This is a genomic window from Streptomyces peucetius, assembly GCF_025854275.1.
Lineage (GTDB): Bacteria > Actinomycetota > Actinomycetes > Streptomycetales > Streptomycetaceae > Streptomyces > Streptomyces peucetius_A.
Genome location: NZ_CP107567.1, coordinates 5,938,351 through 5,953,667, shown reverse-complemented (window position 1 = coordinate 5,953,667; position 15,317 = coordinate 5,938,351). Strand labels below are relative to the sequence as shown.

Sequence of the window (15,317 nt, the reverse complement as noted above, 5' to 3'; positions counted from 1 at the left end):
GCCCCTGCCGGGCACGACGGCCCGTCCGGGTCCTGGACACGCCGCGGACCCGCGTTGTCAGTGCTCGGGTGCACGATGGTGGGCATGGCCCGGACTGCGCTCGACTCCTTCTCCCCCGCGACCCGTGGATGGTTCTCGGGGGCGTTCAGCGCGCCCACCGCTGCGCAGGAGGGGGCCTGGAAGGCCATCGGCGAGGACTCGGACGTGCTGGTGGTGGCTCCGACGGGCTCGGGCAAGACCCTGGCCGCGTTCCTGGCCGCCCTCGACCGGCTGGCGTCCACTCCCCCGCCGGCGGAGGCGAAGAAGCGCTGCCGCGTGCTGTACGTGTCACCGCTGAAGGCCCTCGCGGTGGACGTGGAGCGCAATCTCCGCAGCCCGCTCACCGGGATCCGGCAGGAGGCGGTGCGCCTGGGCCTGCCCGAGCCGGAGGTGCGGGTGGGCATCCGCTCGGGCGACACCCCCGCCGCGGAGCGGCGCTCGCTGGTCACCAGGCCGCCGGACATTCTGATCACCACCCCCGAGTCGCTGTTCCTGATGCTCACCTCGTCGGCCAGGGACGCGTTGTCGGGCGTCGAGACGGTGATCCTCGACGAGGTCCACGCCGTCGCCGGCACCAAGCGGGGCGCCCACCTCGCCGTCTCCCTGGAGCGGCTCGACGGGCTGCTCCCCCGCCCTGCCCGCAGGATCGGCCTGTCGGCGACGGTCCGTCCGGTGGACGAGGTGGCCCGCTATCTGTCGCCGCAGCGCCGGGCCGAGATCGTCCAGCCGCCTTCGGGGAAGGAGTTCGACCTGTCGGTCGTCGTCCCGGTGGAGGACCTGGGTGAGCTCGGGGGCTCCCCCGCCTCCGACACCGGCGACGGTGTCGCCGAGAAGCCGTCGATCTGGCCGCATGTCGAGGAGCGCATCGCCGACCTCGTCCAGGCCCACCGCTCCACGATCGTCTTCGTCAACTCCCGCCGCCTGGCCGAGCGTCTCTGCAACCGCCTCAACGAGATCGCGTACGAACGGGCCACCGGCGCCCCCATGCCCGAGGACGCAGCGCCGGCGGAGATCATGGCTCAGTCCGGTGCGGCTCAGGGCGCCCCTCCGCTGCTTGCCCGCGCCCACCACGGTTCGGTCTCCAAGGAGCAGCGGGCTCTCGTGGAGGAGGACCTGAAGGCCGGCCGGCTGCCCGCGGTCGTCGCCACCTCCAGCCTCGAGCTGGGCATCGACATGGGTGCGGTGGACCTGGTCGTGCAGGTCGAGTCCCCGCCGTCCGTCGCCTCCGGCCTGCAGCGGGTGGGCCGCGCGGGCCATCAGGTGGGCGCGGTCTCCACGGGCGTCGTCTTCCCCAAGTACCGGGGCGACCTGGTGCAGGCGGCGGTGGTCACCGAGCGGATGCGCACGGGCTCCATCGAATCGCTGCGCATCCCGTCGAACCCGCTGGACGTGCTCGCCCAGCAGCTGGTCGCGATGGTCGCCCTGGACAGCTGGCAGTTCGACGACCTGCTGGCGCTGGTGCGCCGGGCCGCGCCCTTCGCCTCACTGCCGGAGTCGGCCTTCACGGCCGTCCTCGACATGCTCGCTGGCCGCTATCCGTCCGACGCGTTCGCCGAGCTGCGTCCCCGCGTCGTCTGGGACCGGGTTGCGGGCACGGTCACGGGCCGTCCGGGGGCGCAGCGCCTCGCCGTCACGTCAGGAGGCACCATCCCGGACCGCGGCCTCTTCGGCGTCTTCCTCGCCGGGGCCGACCCCAAGAAGGGTGGCGGCCGGGTGGGCGAGCTCGACGAGGAGATGGTCTACGAGTCCCGGGTGGGCGACGTGTTCACGCTGGGCACCACCTCGTGGCGGATCGAGGACATCACCCGCGACCGGGTGCTGGTGTCCCCCGCCCCCGGGGTCCCCGGGCGCCTCCCGTTCTGGAAGGGCGACCAGCTGGGGCGCCCCCTGGAGCTCGGTCGCGCGGTCGGCGCCTTCCTGCGCGAGGTCGGCGGTCTGTCCGCCGAGGACGGCCGGCTGCGCCTGCTCGCCGCCGGCCTCGACGCCTGGGCGGCGGACAACGTGCTGGCCTATCTGGACGAGCAGCGCCGGGCCTGCGGCCATGTGCCCGACGACCGCACGATCCTGGTGGAGCGCTTCCGCGACGAGCTGGGCGACTGGCGGGTCGTGATCCACTCGCCGTTCGGCGCCCAGGTGCACGCGCCCTGGGCGCTGGCGCTGGGCGCCCGTCTCGCCGAGCGGTACGGCATGGACGCGCAGGTGATGCACGCCGACGACGGCATCGTGCTGCGGCTGCCCGACGCGGACCTGATGGGTCTGGACCTGCTCGACCAGGACCCGGTTCACGTCGATGCGTCGTTCGACAGCGATCAGGCTCCCGTCGGCGCCGCGGACGCGGTCTTCGACAAGGGTGAGATCAGTCAGATCGTGACCGATCAGGTGGGCGGCTCCGCCCTGTTCGCCTCCCGGTTCCGCGAGTGCGCCGCCCGGGCGCTGCTGCTGCCGCGCCGCAGCCCCGGCAAGCGCACGCCGCTGTGGCAGCAGCGCCAGCGGGCGTCCCAACTGCTTCAGGTCGCCAGTGAGTTCGGCTCGTTCCCGATCGTCCTCGAGGCGGTCCGCGAATGCCTCCAGGACGTCTTCGACGTCCCCGGCCTCACCGAACTGATGGGGGACATCGAGTCGCGCCGTGTCCGCCTGGTGGAGGTCACCACCCCCGAGCCGTCCCCCTTCGCCCGCTCGCTGCTGTTCGGCTACGTCGCCCAGTTCCTGTACGAGGGCGACTCCCCCCTCGCCGAGCGGCGGGCGGCCGCCCTGTCTCTGGACTCCCGGCTGCTGTCCGAGCTGCTCGGCCAGGCGGAGCTGAGGGAGTTGCTGGACGCCGAGGTGCTCACCGAGCTGGAGCGGGAGCTCCAGTGGCTGACCGAAGACCGCCGCATCAAGGACGTGGAGGGCGTGGCGGACGTACTGCGCGTACTCGGTCCGCTGACGGACGCGGAGCTCGTCGAGCGCGGCAGTGATCCGGCCTGGCCCGGGGAGCTCGCCCGGTCCCGCCGCGCGATCCGGGTCCGCATCGCGGGCGCCGACCACTGGGCGGCGGTCGAGGACGCCGGACGGCTGCGCGACGCGCTGGGCACGGCGCTGCCCGTGGGCGTCCCGGAGGCGTTCACCGAGCCGGTGAAGGACCCGTTCGGCGACCTCCTCGCCCGGTTCGCGCGGACGCACGGCCCGTTCACCTCCGACCGGGCGGCCGCCCGCTTCGGTCTCGGCACGGCGGTCACCGAGGGAGGGCTCCAGCGTCTCGCCGCGAGCGGCCGGGTCGTGCAGGGCGAGTTCCATCCGGCGGGCATCGGCCAGGAGTGGTGCGACGCGGGGGTGCTGCGCCGCCTGCGCAGGCGCTCCCTGGCCGCGCTCCGCCATGAGCTGGAGCCGGTGCCGCCCGCCGCGCTGGCCTCGTTCCTGCCCCAGTGGCAGCACCTGGGCAGCAACAGCCTGCGCGGCATCGACGGCCTGGCCCGCGCCGTGGAGCAGCTCCAGGGCGCCTCGGTGCCGGCCTCGGCCCTGGAGAAGCTGATCCTGCCGTCCCGCGTCGCGCACTACAGCAGCACCCTGCTCGACGAACTGACCACGACCGGCGAGGTGGTGTGGGCCGGTGCCGGCGCCCTGCCCGGCAAGGACGGCTGGGTGTCCCTGTACCTGGCGGACGCCGCGCCCCTGCTGCTGCCGCCCCCGCACCCGCTGGAGCTGACGGCGCTGCACGAATCGGTGCTCACCGCGCTCTCCGGCGGCTACGGCCTGTTCTTCCGCCAGATCGCCGACCAGGTGCGCGCGACCACGCATCCGGACGCCACCGATCCGCAGCTGGCCGACGTCATCTGGGATCTCGCCTGGTCGGGCCGACTCACCAATGACACCCTGGCGCCGCTGCGGGCCCTGCTCGGCTCGGGCCGTACCGCCGGGTCCACCGCCCACCGCGCCCGGCGTACCGTGCCCCGCGGCCGCTACGGCGGCCTGACCGCCGCCGCCCGCCCCGCGTCCCGCACGGGTCCTCCCACGGTGAGCGGCCGCTGGTCGCTGCTGCCGGCCCTGGAGCCGGAGCCGACCCACCGGGCGCACGCGCTGGCCCGGACCCTGCTGGACCGCCACGGCGTGGTGACACGGGGCGCGGTCGCGGCGGAAGGCGTCGAGGGCGGCTTCTCCGCGACGTACCGGATCCTCTCCGCCTTCGAGGACAGCGGCCAGGCGCGCCGGGGTTACGTGGTCGAGGGGCTGGGTGCCGCGCAGTTCGCGATGGACGGCGCGGTCGACCGCCTGCGCGCGGCGTCCACGGCACGGGACCGGTCCCAGGACCAGGCGGCGCCCCGCGCGGTGGTGCTGGCCGCCGCCGACCCGGCCAACGCCTACGGGGCCGCGCTGCCCTGGCCGGAGCCGCCGGAGGGCGCCGGGCACAAGCCCGGCCGCAAGGCGGGCTCTCTCGTGGTCCTCGTCGACGGCGAGCTGACGCTGTACATGGAGCGCGGCGGCAAGACGCTGCTGGCGTGGGCCACCGACCCCGATTCGCCCGCGCTGCACGCGGCGGCGGACGCCCTCGCCGCCGCGGCCCGAGACGGCTCGCTCGGTACGGTCACGGTGGAGCGCGCCAACGGGGCGCCGGCCCTGACGGCACCGTTCGCCCGCGCCCTGGAGACGGCCGGGTTCCACGCCACGCCGAGGGGGCTGCGCCTGCGCCCGTGACCGGTCGGGCACCACCACCGGCCGCCACGGTCGCGGCATCATGGATGCCATGCCCGAAGGAGACACCGTCTGGCTGACCGCCCACCGGCTGCACGCGGCGCTGGCGGGGCAGGTCCTGACCCGTGCCGACCTTCGCGTCCCCCGCTTCGCCACGGCGGACCTCACGGGCCGCACCGTCCTGGACGTGACGCCGCGCGGCAAGCATCTCCTCACCCGTTTCGAGGGCGGCCTGACCCTGCACTCGCATCTGAGGATGGACGGCTCATGGCGGGTGTACGACTCCGGGGCCCGATGGGACGGCGGGCCGTCCCATCAGATCCGCGCGATCCTCGGCAACGCCGATCACACCGCCGTCGGCTATCGCCTCCCCGTCGTCGAACTGCTCCGGACCGCCGACGAGGAGCAGGCGGTCGGTCATCTCGGTCCGGATCTGCTCGGTCCCGACTGGGACCCCGCCACAGCGGTGGCGAATCTGCTCGCCGACCCGGCCCGTCCGCTCGGCGAAGCCCTGCTCGACCAGCGCAACCTCGCCGGCATCGGCAATGTCTACAAGTCGGAGCTGGCCTTCCTCGCCCGCGTCACGCCCTGGCTGCCGGTCGGCGAGCTGCCGGCCGGTGTCCCCGAGCGGCTGGTGGCCACCGCACAGCGCCTGCTCGAGGCGAACAAGCGGCGCTTCGACCGCCGCACGATGACCAGCGGCCGCAATCCGGCCCAGAAGCTGTACGTCTACGGCCGCGAGGGCCGTCCGTGCCCCCGCTGCGGCGCCCCCGTCCGCAGGGCCGACCAGGGCGACGGCAGCCGCGAGCGCCCCACCTACTGGTGTCCGCGCTGTCAGCCCGGCCCCACCGGCTGACCACCGCGCTCACCCAGCACCGCACCCGCGATTGACGCCCCGTCAGATACGGTCGTACGGTCCCCCTATGGCCCTCACGGCGTACGACCTCACCGGCCGCACCGCCTTCGTCACCGGCGCGGCCGGCGGCATCGGCCGCGCCTGCGCGGTCCTGCTCGCCGAGGTGGGCGCCGTGGTCCACTGCGCCGACGTGGACGGGGCCGGCCTCCACGGGACCCGGTCCCTGATCGAGGCAGCCGGCGGAAAGGCCCTCACCCACACCGTGGACGTCACCGACCGGCCCGCCCTCGCCGCGGCGGTCCTGGCCGCGGACCGGCTCGACGTGCTGGCCGCCGTCGCCGGCATCATGCATACGAGCCCGGTCCTCGAGACCCGGGACGAGGATCTGGACCGCCTCATGACGGTCAATTTCAAAGGCGTGCTGTACGCGTGCCAGGAAGCGGCCCGCGCCATGATCGCCCGGGGCGGCGGCGGTTCGATCGTCACCATGGCGTCCGGCGCCGTCGACGCGGCGGGCGCCGGTCTGCTCTGTTACAGCGTCTCGAAGGCGGCCGTGGTCCAGCTCACCCGTACCCTCGCGACCGAACTCGGCCCGCACGGGATCCGGGTGAACGCCGTCGCCCCGGGCTGGGTCCGCACGCCGATGACCGACCGTCACGACCCCGGACTGCAACAGCGGGCGGAGGCCACCATGATGCGGGCGTCCCCGCTGCGTCGCGTCGGCGAGCCGGAGGACATCGCCCACACCGTGCTCCATCTGGCCTGCGACGCCTCGGCCTTCACGACGGGTCAGATATTCCGTCCGAACGGGGGCGTCGTGATGCCCTGGTAGCGCCACGGGCCGCCGTCGCGTGCACCGGAAGAAGACTCAGGCCCCATCCTCCCGCGGCAACTGCCCCTTCGACGATGCCCGAGTGCTCCGGGACGAGGACGAGCCGCAGAACGGCCCACCACCACAATCCGCCCACCACGAGCCCGCATACGACCACAGGCACGAGGACCGCCCCGCGTACCGCCATGGCTGCCTCCTCCGGCCCACGCTAGTGCGACGTGACCGGCCGCGGGGAGGGCGCACGGTCGGGTGATCCGGCGCGCGCCGACTTCCGTTGCGCGCTCGGTGTCATGCGCTCTCCGCCTGGAACATCCAGGCGTGCTTCTCGAGGTCGGCCGTGAGCTGGATCAGGATGTCCTGGCTCACCGGATCCGGCTCGTCGGTGGCCTCGATGCGCTCCCGCATCCGCCCGATGACCGCTCCCAGGCCGTCGACCATCGTCCGTACGACGTCGACGTCCTTGATCCAGCCCTCGGGCACGGGACCCATCGCGCTCTGCGCCGCCACCGTCGCGGCCCGCCCGTCGGGCGTCACACCGATCGCGGAGCAACGCTCGGCGACCGTGTCGGAGTGCTGTCGCGCGGTGTCGACGACCTCGTCCAGCTGGAGGTGCACGGACCTGAAGCGAGGACCCACGACGTTCCAGTGCACCTGCTTGGCCACCAGAGCGAGGTCCACCAGATCGACCAGAGCGCCCTTGAGTGCTTCACCGACCGTCTTGAGGTCCGCATCGGAGAGAGTGCTCTTCACGACAGACATCCACGTCCTCCACTCGGTTCGCGACTACCGTCCACGATTACACAAGTACCGAAAAGGGTCATCCGGGGACAGAAGCGCAAGCAAAAGGCCCCGTCCGGTACTCGGGTACCGGGCAGGGCCTTTCGCAAACCAAGCCGTGCGGAATCGTGCAGTGCCTGCGGGTCAGGCGGCGACGACGTCGACCGCTTCCGCGGGCGCCTTGATCGTCACCCGCTCCGTCGGCACACCTGCCACCGACGTCACGGAGACGGAGCCCAGCATCGGACGTACCGGCGCGGACACCGGTTCGCCGGCGGCTGCCGACGCGGCCAGTTCGGCCAGCGACAGCTCGTCGCTCACTTCCCGCATGAGCTCGGACATCCGTACGTCAAGCGCGTCGCAGATGGCGGAGAGCAGCTCGGAGGATGCCTCCTTCTGCCCCCGCTCCACCTCGGAGAGATAGCCGAGCGAAACTCGGGCGGACGAGGAGACTTCGCGCAGAGTACGGCCCTGGCGCTGGCGCTGCCGACGCAGCACGTCACCAAGCAGGCGACGGAGCAGAATCATCGGTGGCTCCCTCCTCGGACCGCGTAGCCGCATCCTTCACGCCCCACCGTACCGCCTTGCGCTGCGGCCGTGCGGGGAGCGATGTCGTGTTCACTCAGGGCTGCAAACATCAATTCCCCCCGTTCTGTTCCGTATCCTGTGCGCGCGCGTTCCCGTGCAGTTCGTCACGGAGCAGTTCGAGCACGCTCCGTACGCTCTCTCTACGGATTTCCCCGCGGTCGCCGTTCAACCGCAATGCCGTCACTTTCCCGGCACCAGCGGGACCCGCGACAGCCACATATACCGTGCCGACGGCCTGTCCGTCCTGCGGTTCCGGTCCGGCCACCCCTGTGGTGGCGACGCCCCAGTCCGCGCCGAGCACGTCCCGTACCCCCGCCGCCATCTGCGCGGCGACCTGCGGGTCCACCGCTCCGCGCGCCGCGAGAAGGCCCGCGTCGACACCCAGAACATCCCTCTTGAGGGTGGTTGCGTAGGCCGTGACGGACCCGCGGAAGGATTTCGAGGCTCCAGGCACCGAGGTGAGCTCCGCGGCCACCAGACCGCCCGTGAGGGACTCCGCGACGGCCAGCGTCTGGCCACGCTCCGCGAGCAGGTTGAGCACTCTCGCCGCGCCGGTCACTTCGCGGAACCCGTCGCCGTCCGCTCCGACGCGAGCCCCTGGCGCCTCAGCACGATCGCCTGTCGCACGTAGTCGAGGCCGGTGACCACCGTGAGGACCACGGCAAGAGCCATCACCCAGAACCGCAGGGTCGCCAGGGGACCGGTCAGGGCCAGCACGTACATGCCGACCGCGGTGCCCTGGGCGAGCGTCTTCATCTTGCCGCCGCGACTGGCCGGAATCACTCCGTGCCTGATCACCCAGAACCGCATCAGGGTGATCCCCAGTTCACGGAAGAGGATGACTCCGGTCACCCACCACGGAAGGTCACCGAGCGCGGAGAGACTGATCAGCCCCGCCGCCATGATCGCCTTGTCGGCGATCGGGTCCGCGATCTTCCCGAAGTCCGTGACCAGGTTGTACGTGCGGGCCAGGTGCCCGTCGAAGATGTCCGTGATCATGGCGACGGCGAAGGCCGCCCATGCCCAGGCCCGCCAGGCCGGGTCGTAGCCGCCGTCCTGCAGCAGCAGCACCACGAAGGCCGGTACGAGCACGAGCCGCATCATGGTGAGAATGTTGGCGATGTTCCACAGGCTGGCCTGATTCACGGCCGCAGCGCCCAGCTTGCCGCCGGGCGCCGGCCTTCCGGTCCCGCCCGCCGCGGATGCCGGCACTCCGGTCATCTGCCCGCCTCCTCGTCAGGGGTCCGGGAGCCGGCCCCCAGGACCTCGCAGTACTCGGCCACCAGGTCGACGCCTTCGGTGCCCACGACCTTCGCCACGACCATACGGCCGGGTTCCAGGCCCTCACCGGAGGTGAACACGACCTGTCCGTCGGTCTCCGGCGCCTGGTGGGCGGCCCGTCCCACCGCGCCGTCCTCGTCGTCCACGGACTCCACCAGCACCTCGAGGCGCTCGCCCAGGCGCTCCTCCGCGCGCTGCGCGGTGAGCTCGTCGGCGATCCGCGACAGATGCTCCAGGCGCTCCGCGACGACGTCGGCGTCCAGCTTGTTCTCGTAGGTGACGGCCTCGGTGCCCTCCTCGTCGCTGTACCCGAAGACGCCGATCGCATCCAGGCGCGCCGCGGAAAGGAAGCGTTCGAGTTCGGCGAAGTCCGCATCGCTCTCGCCGGGGAATCCGACGATGAAGTTGGAGCGGACACCGGCCTGCGGTGCCTTGCTGCGGATGGTCTCCAGCAGCTCCAGGAACCGCTCGGTGTCGCCGAAGCGCCGCATCGCCCGCAGCACGCCGGGAGCGGAGTGCTGGAACGACAGGTCGAAGTAGGGGGCGACCTTCGGGGTGGAGGTGAGGACGTCGATCAGGCCGGGGCGCATCTCGGCGGGCTGCAGGTAGCTGACCCGGACCCGCTCGATGCCGTCGACGGCCGCCAGGTCGGGCAGCAGCGTCTCCAGCAGGCGGATGTCACCGAGGTCCTTGCCGTACGAGGTGTTGTTCTCGGAGACCAGCATGATCTCCTTGACGCCCTGCTCGGCCAGCCAGCGCGTCTCCCCCAGCACGTCCCCCGGGCGTCGTGAGATGAACGAGCCGCGGAAGGAGGGGATGGCACAGAACGTGCAGCGCCGGTCGCAGCCCGAGGCGAGCTTCACGGAGGCCACGGGGCTCGTACCGAGGCGGCGGCGCAGCGGCGCACGCGGTCCGGAGACCGGAGCGACGCCTTCGGGCAGGTCCTCGGGGGCCGGCGCGACATCCCCGTGCCCCGGGAGCGCCACCTCGGTCGCCTGCTGGCGCTCGACGGGGCTCAGCGGCAGCAGTTTGCGCCGGTCACGCGGGGTGTGGGGGGCGTGCGTGCCACCGCTGAGGATGGTCTGCAGACGGTCGGAGATGTCGGCGTAGTCGTCGAAACCGAGCACGCCGTCGGCCTCCGGCAGTGCCTCGGCGAGGTCCTTGCCGTACCGCTCGGCCATGCAGCCCACGGCCACGACGGCCTGGGTTCTGCCATGATCCTTGAGGTCGTTGGCTTCCAGCAGGGCGTCGACGGAGTCCTTCTTGGCGGCTTCGACGAACCCGCAGGTGTTGACCACGGCGACGTCGGCGTCGGAGGCTTCCTCGACGAGCTCCCAGCCGTCCGCTGCCAAGCGGCCTGCAAGCTCCTCCGAGTCCACCTCGTTACGGGCGCATCCGAGAGTGACAAGGGCGACGGTACGGCGTTCGGGCATGGGCTCAAGACTACTTTGTCCCGGCCCGGACCCCGGCCGCGAGGGGGCGGGGCCGCCCGTACGCTCCGCGGGGGTCAGCCGACCTCCGGGTCACCCTTCGTGTAGGAGAGCCGTTCGACGCCGCCCATCTTGAATTCGTCCTCGACCTTCTTGCCGTTCACGAACAGCTCGATCGCCCCGGCGTTGCCGAGGATCAGGTCGACGCGCTCGTCGTCCTGGAAGGTCTTGGTCTCACCCTTGAGCAGCAGTCCGTCGAAGAGCAGCTTGCCGTTGTGCGACTTGGCCGAGATCCAGCTCTTGTCGCTGGTGGCGGACAGCTTCACCGTGACCTTGTCCTTCGGGACGGCCGCGATGGCGCTCTCGGACGGGTCGGGCTTCGGGTCGGAGGGCTTGGTCGTCGGGGCCTCGGTCGGGGTGGGCTCGTTCGCGGCGGGTCCCTCCGCGACGTTGCCGCCGCCGCTCTCGCCGTCACTGAAGAGCGTGAAGCCGGCGAAGCCGACCACGGCGACGATCGCGGCGACCATGGCCGCCGTCCAGTTGGGGCGGCGCCGCTCGGGACGGATGCGCTCGGCCTCGAACAGCGGTGCGGCAGGTGTCGGCGCGGGGCGGCCGCCGTGCTCGCTGTCGTACTGGGCGACGAGCGGCTCGGGATCGAGTCCTACGGCGCGGGCGAGCATGCGGATGTGCCCGCGGGCGTACACCTCGCCGCCGGAGCGGGAGAAGTCGTCCTCCTCGATCGCGTGCACGATGGGGATGCGCACCCGGGTGGAGGTACTGACCTCGTCGACGGTGAGGCCTGCGCCGACACGCGCCTGCTGGAGCACGTGACCGATCGAAGGCCGGTCGTCTTCGACTGAAGGCCGGTCGTCTTCGGGGGAGTTGCCGATGGACACGGGGGCGCCTTTCGAGCGTGTAGCCACCTGCTGGAGGTTCAGTCTATGGGTGGTACGAAAGGGTGGGGCAACCGGGCGGTGGGGCTTTGTACGCCATCGGAATGGACCTGTGATCCCGGGGGCGGGACATCTGTACATCCCTCCCTCCAACTTGACGTACGACCAAGGGAAACGGTTGCTCCCCGAACCCTTACGAGTGAGTCTCTCCGCGAATCACGGCGAGCACTCCATCAAGTTCGTCGGGTTTCACCAGAACGTCACGTGCCTTGGACCCCTCGCTCGGGCCGACGATGTTCCGCGACTCCATGAGGTCCATCAGCCGGCCGGCCTTCGCGAAGCCCACGCGCAGCTTGCGCTGCAGCATCGACGTCGAGCCGAACTGGGTGGAGACGACCAGCTCGGCGGCCTGGCAGAGCAGATCGAGGTCGTCGCCGATGTCCTCGTCGATCTCCTTCTTCTGCTTGGTGCCGACGACCACGTCTTCCCGGAAGACCGGGGCCATCTGATCCTTGCAGTGCCGGACGACGGCGGCGACCTCGTCCTCCGTCACGAAGGCGCCCTGCATACGGGTGGGTTTGTTGGCGCCCATCGGCAGGAACAGGCCGTCGCCCTTGCCGATCAGTTTCTCCGCACCCGGCTGGTCGAGGATGACCCGGCTGTCGGCGAGGGACGACGTGGCGAACGCCAGGCGGGAGGGCACGTTCGCCTTGATCAGGCCGGTGACGACGTCGACCGAGGGCCGCTGGGTCGCCAGTACCAGATGGATGCCCGCCGCGCGCGCCAGCTGTGTGATGCGCACGATCGCGTCCTCGACGTCACGCGGCGCGACCATCATGAGGTCGGCCAGCTCGTCGACGATGACCAGCAGGTACGGGTACGGCTGGAGCTCGCGTTCGCTGCCCTCCGGCGGCTTGACCTTGCCGCCTCGAACGGCCTGGTTGAAGTCGTCGATGTGCCGGTAGCCGTATGCGGCGAGGTCGTCGTAGCGCAGGTCCATCTCGCGCACGACCCACTGCAGGGCCTCGGCGGCCCGCTTGGGGTTGGTGATGATCGGCGTGATGAGGTGCGGGATGCCCTCGTAGGCGGTGAGCTCGACCCGCTTCGGGTCGACCAGCACCATCCGCACGTCCTCCGGCGTCGCTCTTATCATCACGGAGGTGATCAGGCAGTTGATGCATGACGACTTGCCGGAGCCGGTGGCGCCGGCGACCAGGACGTGCGGCATCTTCGCCAGGTTGGCCATCACATAGCCGCCCTCGACGTCCTTGCCGAGCGCGACCAGCATCGGGTGGTCGTCCTCCGCCGCGTCCGCGAGGCGCAGGACGTCGCCGAGGTTGACCATCTCGCGGTCGGTGTTCGGGATCTCGATGCCGACGGCGGACTTGCCGGGGATCGGCGAGATGATCCGCACGTCCGGGCTGGCGACCGCGTACGCGATGTTCTTGGTCAGGGCCGTGATGCGTTCGACCTTCACGGCCGGGCCGAGTTCCACCTCGTAACGGGTGACCGTGGGGCCGCGGGTGAAGCCGGTGACGGCCGCGTCGACCTTGAACTCCGTGAACACGTTGGTCAGCGAGGCGACGACCGCGTCATTGGCGGCACTGCGGGTCTTTCCGGGCCCGCCGCGCTCGAGCAGGTCGAGCGACGGCAGCGAGTAGGTGATGTCGCCGGAGAGCTGGAGCTGCTCGGCCCTCGGGGGCAGCTCCTGGGGCTGTTCGCGCACCGGCTTGGTCAGGTCGGGCACGACACCCTGTGTCGCCGGGGCCGGCCTTTCACGGTCCGCGGCCTCGGGTTCCCGTGCGGTCGGCACGGGTGTGGCGGCGCGCTGCCGGTCGGCGGTGACGTCCCGCGTCAGGTCCGCGACCAGCGGAGAGGGCGGCATACCGTTCAGCACGGCGCCGTCCAGGGCGGCTGCCGCCGCCGCGGCGACGTCCACCGCGTCCATCTCCCGGCCGACGGCCGGCTGCGCCGACGGGCGTCGCGGCCGGCGGCGCCGGGCGATGGCCTCCTCCTCCGCGGTGTCCGGATCGGCGTCCGCGGGCGCCGCCGCTGCGCGGCGCGGCGAACGGCGCGGCGCGGTCGGCAAGGCTTCGCGCCACTGCTCCTCGTACCGCTCGTCGTCGTCCCCGGCCCCGCCCTCGTGCCGCGGCTCGACGATGCCGAGCTTGGAGCCGAGCAGCCGCAGGCGCTGCGGAATGGCGTTGACGGGCGTGGCGGTGACGACGAGGAGGCCGAAGACGGTGAGCAGCACGAGCAGCGGTACCGCGAGCACCTCGCCCATGGCGAAGATCAGCGGTTTGGACACGGCCCAGCCGATCAGGCCGCCCGCGTCCTGGATCGCTTCCGTGCCCTCGCCCCGGCCGGGCGACCCGCACGCCATGTGGACCTGGCCGAGTACGCCGATGACGAGCGCGGAAAGGCCGATGACGACGCGGCCGTTGGCCTCCGGCCGCTCGGGATAGAGGATGAGTCGTACGGCGATCGCGCCCAGCAGTATCGGCGCGAGCAGATCGAGCCGGCCGAAGGCGCCGGTGATCAGCATCTCGACGAGATCGCCGACCGGGCCGCGCAGATTCGACCAGGTACCCGCCGCGACGATCAGCGCCAGCCCGAGGAGCAGCAGGGCCAGGCCGTCCTTGCGGTGCGCCGGGTCCAGTCCCTTGGCGCCACGCCCTATGCCGCGGAACATCGCCCCGACGGCGTGCGCGAGACCCAGCCAGACGGCGCGCACCAGGCGGTACACGCCCCCGGTGGGGGACGGTGCGGGCTTCGGCGCGGCCGCCTTCTTGGCGGGCGCCGTCTTCCTGGGGGCGGCCTTCTTCGCGGGCGCCGCCTTCTTCGCGGCACCGGTCGTACGGCCGGCGCGCGGCTTCGCGGTGCCCGCCGTGCCCTGGGAACCCTTGCCGGACGTACGTGAGGCCATGGTGGTGAGGTTACCGGTGTCGACGGCTGCGGACACGTGTGCCCACTGCTTCACCCGTTCGTGTCGTGGCTGATGTGCCACGAAACTGACGCGCCCTCAAGCGACGGGCCGGGCCCCGGACGTACCAGTCTAGCTCTGTGACGGGAGCGTCTGCGAGCCGCCGCCCGTGCCGGGCTCCAGCGCGTCAAGGGCCCTGCGCAGTCCGGTGAGTTTGCGCTCGAGGTGGGCGGCCGTCGCCACGGCAGCCGCGTCCGCCGCATCATCGTCGAGCTGCTTGGAGAGCGCCTCCGCCTGCTCCTCGACGGCGGCGAGACGCGCGGACAGCTCGGCGAGGAGGCCCGCGGGCTCGCGGCCGGCACCGGCTTCGGCCTGGTTGCCGCCCTCGAGCTGGAGCCGCAGCAGTGCGGCCTGCTCACGCAGTTGGCAGTTCTTCATGTAGAGCTCGACGAAGACCGACACCTTGGCCCGCAGCACCCACGGGTCGAAGGGCTTGGAGATGTAGTCCACCGCGCCGGCGGCGTAACCGCGGAAGGTGTGGTGGGGGCCGTGGTTGATCGCCGTCAGGAAGATGATCGGGATATCCCTGGTCCGCTCCCGCCGCTTGATGTGCGCAGCGGTCTCGAACCCGTCCATCCCCGGCATCTGGACGTCCAGCAGAATGACCGCGAAGTCATCCGTCAGCAGCGCCTTGAGCGCCTCCTCCCCTGACGATGCCCTCACCAGCGTCTGATCGAGCGCGGAGAGGATGGCCTCCAGCGCAAGCAGATTCTCCGGCCTGTCATCGACCAGGAGGATCTTGGCCTTCTGCACCATGCCCCGTCCTCCTCGCCCCGGCATGGGGTCTCCCCAGCTCGAAGAGCCGGGGGACGCACCGGGCGCCGCCCCAGGGGACGACTCCCTTGCGCCGCCCGTCCTTGTGCCGGTCATGGTAGCCGCACCCCGCCCGTCGCCACACCCTGTCACCACGATGTCACTGTGCACGTACCGCAAACGTGGGGGGAGATCGGATAGTTCCCCGGATCCCGCG

The 15,317-nt window shown here is 71.7% G+C and carries 12 protein-coding genes; 3 read left to right on the top strand and 9 right to left on the bottom strand.

Features of this window, described 5'->3' with window-relative positions; all coding sequences use genetic code 11:
* Nucleotides 1-84: 84 nt before the first annotated feature.
* The 3 genes from OGH68_RS27255 (at nt 85) to OGH68_RS27245 (ending at nt 6,395) form a co-directional block, all read left to right on the top strand.
* Entirely contained in the window at nt 85-4,710 is a 4,626-nt protein-coding gene (locus tag OGH68_RS27255) for an ATP-dependent helicase (protein ID WP_264247638.1), read from the top strand.
* 49 nt (nt 4,711-4,759) lie between these two features.
* Nucleotides 4,760-5,563 (top strand): Fpg/Nei family DNA glycosylase, encoded by an 804-nt coding sequence (locus OGH68_RS27250; protein ID WP_264247636.1) that lies wholly within the window; start codon nt 4,760-4,762, stop codon nt 5,561-5,563.
* Nucleotides 5,564-5,630: 67 nt separating this feature from the next.
* Nucleotides 5,631-6,395: an SDR family NAD(P)-dependent oxidoreductase gene (locus OGH68_RS27245; protein ID WP_264247635.1), complete on the top strand. Its 765-nt coding sequence runs from the start codon at nt 5,631-5,633 to the stop codon at nt 6,393-6,395.
* On the opposite strand, the gene OGH68_RS27240 is transcribed toward OGH68_RS27245, so the two are convergent.
* The 9 genes from OGH68_RS27240 to OGH68_RS27200 form a co-directional block, all read right to left on the bottom strand.
* Nucleotides 6,343-6,582 carry a hypothetical protein gene (locus OGH68_RS27240; RefSeq protein WP_264247634.1) on the bottom strand — a complete coding sequence of 80 codons (240 nt, stop codon included), beginning with the start codon at nt 6,580-6,582 and terminating at the stop codon, nt 6,343-6,345. The two genes, OGH68_RS27245 and OGH68_RS27240, sit on opposite strands and share 53 nt — an antisense overlap.
* A 101-nt stretch (nt 6,583-6,683) precedes the next feature.
* Entirely contained in the window at nt 6,684-7,154 is a 471-nt protein-coding gene (locus OGH68_RS27235) for a Dps family protein (protein WP_264247633.1), read from the bottom strand.
* Nucleotides 7,155-7,316: 162 nt separating this feature from the next.
* Complete coding sequence (locus tag OGH68_RS27230) at nt 7,317-7,700, bottom strand: helix-turn-helix domain-containing protein (protein WP_264247632.1); 384 nt, start codon at nt 7,698-7,700, stop codon at nt 7,317-7,319.
* A gap of 109 nt (nt 7,701-7,809) precedes the next feature.
* Nucleotides 7,810-8,319, bottom strand: coding sequence for a CinA family protein (locus tag OGH68_RS27225; protein WP_264247631.1), 510 nt, complete (start codon nt 8,317-8,319; stop codon nt 7,810-7,812).
* Nucleotides 8,316-8,981 (bottom strand): CDP-diacylglycerol--glycerol-3-phosphate 3-phosphatidyltransferase, encoded by a 666-nt coding sequence (gene pgsA / locus OGH68_RS27220; protein WP_264247630.1) that lies wholly within the window; start codon nt 8,979-8,981, stop codon nt 8,316-8,318. Before pgsA ends, OGH68_RS27225 begins: the two co-directional genes overlap by 4 nt.
* On the bottom strand, nt 8,978-10,474 hold the full coding sequence (rimO, locus tag OGH68_RS27215; protein ID WP_264247629.1) for a 30S ribosomal protein S12 methylthiotransferase RimO: 1,497 nt from the start codon (nt 10,472-10,474) through the stop codon (nt 8,978-8,980). The genes pgsA and rimO overlap by 4 nt, the downstream gene beginning before the upstream one ends.
* 74 nt (nt 10,475-10,548) lie before the next feature.
* Nucleotides 10,549-11,367, bottom strand: coding sequence for a helix-turn-helix domain-containing protein (locus tag OGH68_RS27210; protein WP_264247628.1), 819 nt, complete (start codon nt 11,365-11,367; stop codon nt 10,549-10,551).
* Nucleotides 11,368-11,557: 190 nt separating this feature from the next.
* Nucleotides 11,558-14,290 carry a DNA translocase FtsK gene (locus OGH68_RS27205; RefSeq protein ID WP_264247627.1) on the bottom strand — a complete coding sequence of 911 codons (2,733 nt, stop codon included), beginning with the start codon at nt 14,288-14,290 and terminating at the stop codon, nt 11,558-11,560.
* Nucleotides 14,291-14,419: 129 nt separating this feature from the next.
* Nucleotides 14,420-15,103, bottom strand: a complete 684-nt coding sequence (locus OGH68_RS27200; RefSeq protein ID WP_264247626.1) for a two-component system response regulator — start codon at nt 15,101-15,103, stop codon at nt 14,420-14,422.
* Nucleotides 15,104-15,317: the final 214 nt, after the last annotated feature.

Excerpts from the sequence above, each read along its gene's own strand:
- OGH68_RS27255 (WP_264247638.1), top strand. The coding sequence starts at position 85 with ATGGCCCGGACTGCGCTCGACTCCTTCTCCCCCGCGACCCGTGGATGG.
- OGH68_RS27250 (WP_264247636.1), top strand. The coding sequence starts at position 4,760 with ATGCCCGAAGGAGACACCGTCTGGCTGACCGCCCACCGGCTGCACGCG.
- OGH68_RS27245 (WP_264247635.1), top strand. The coding sequence starts at position 5,631 with ATGGCCCTCACGGCGTACGACCTCACCGGCCGCACCGCCTTCGTCACC.
- OGH68_RS27240 (WP_264247634.1), bottom strand. The coding sequence starts at position 6,582 with ATGGCGGTACGCGGGGCGGTCCTCGTGCCTGTGGTCGTATGCGGGCTC.
- OGH68_RS27235 (WP_264247633.1), bottom strand. The coding sequence starts at position 7,154 with ATGTCTGTCGTGAAGAGCACTCTCTCCGATGCGGACCTCAAGACGGTC.
- OGH68_RS27230 (WP_264247632.1), bottom strand. The coding sequence starts at position 7,700 with ATGATTCTGCTCCGTCGCCTGCTTGGTGACGTGCTGCGTCGGCAGCGC.
- pgsA (WP_264247630.1), bottom strand. The coding sequence starts at position 8,981 with ATGACCGGAGTGCCGGCATCCGCGGCGGGCGGGACCGGAAGGCCGGCG.
- rimO (WP_264247629.1), bottom strand. The coding sequence starts at position 10,474 with ATGCCCGAACGCCGTACCGTCGCCCTTGTCACTCTCGGATGCGCCCGT.
- OGH68_RS27205 (WP_264247627.1), bottom strand. The coding sequence starts at position 14,290 with ATGGCCTCACGTACGTCCGGCAAGGGTTCCCAGGGCACGGCGGGCACC.
- OGH68_RS27200 (WP_264247626.1), bottom strand. The coding sequence starts at position 15,103 with ATGGTGCAGAAGGCCAAGATCCTCCTGGTCGATGACAGGCCGGAGAAT.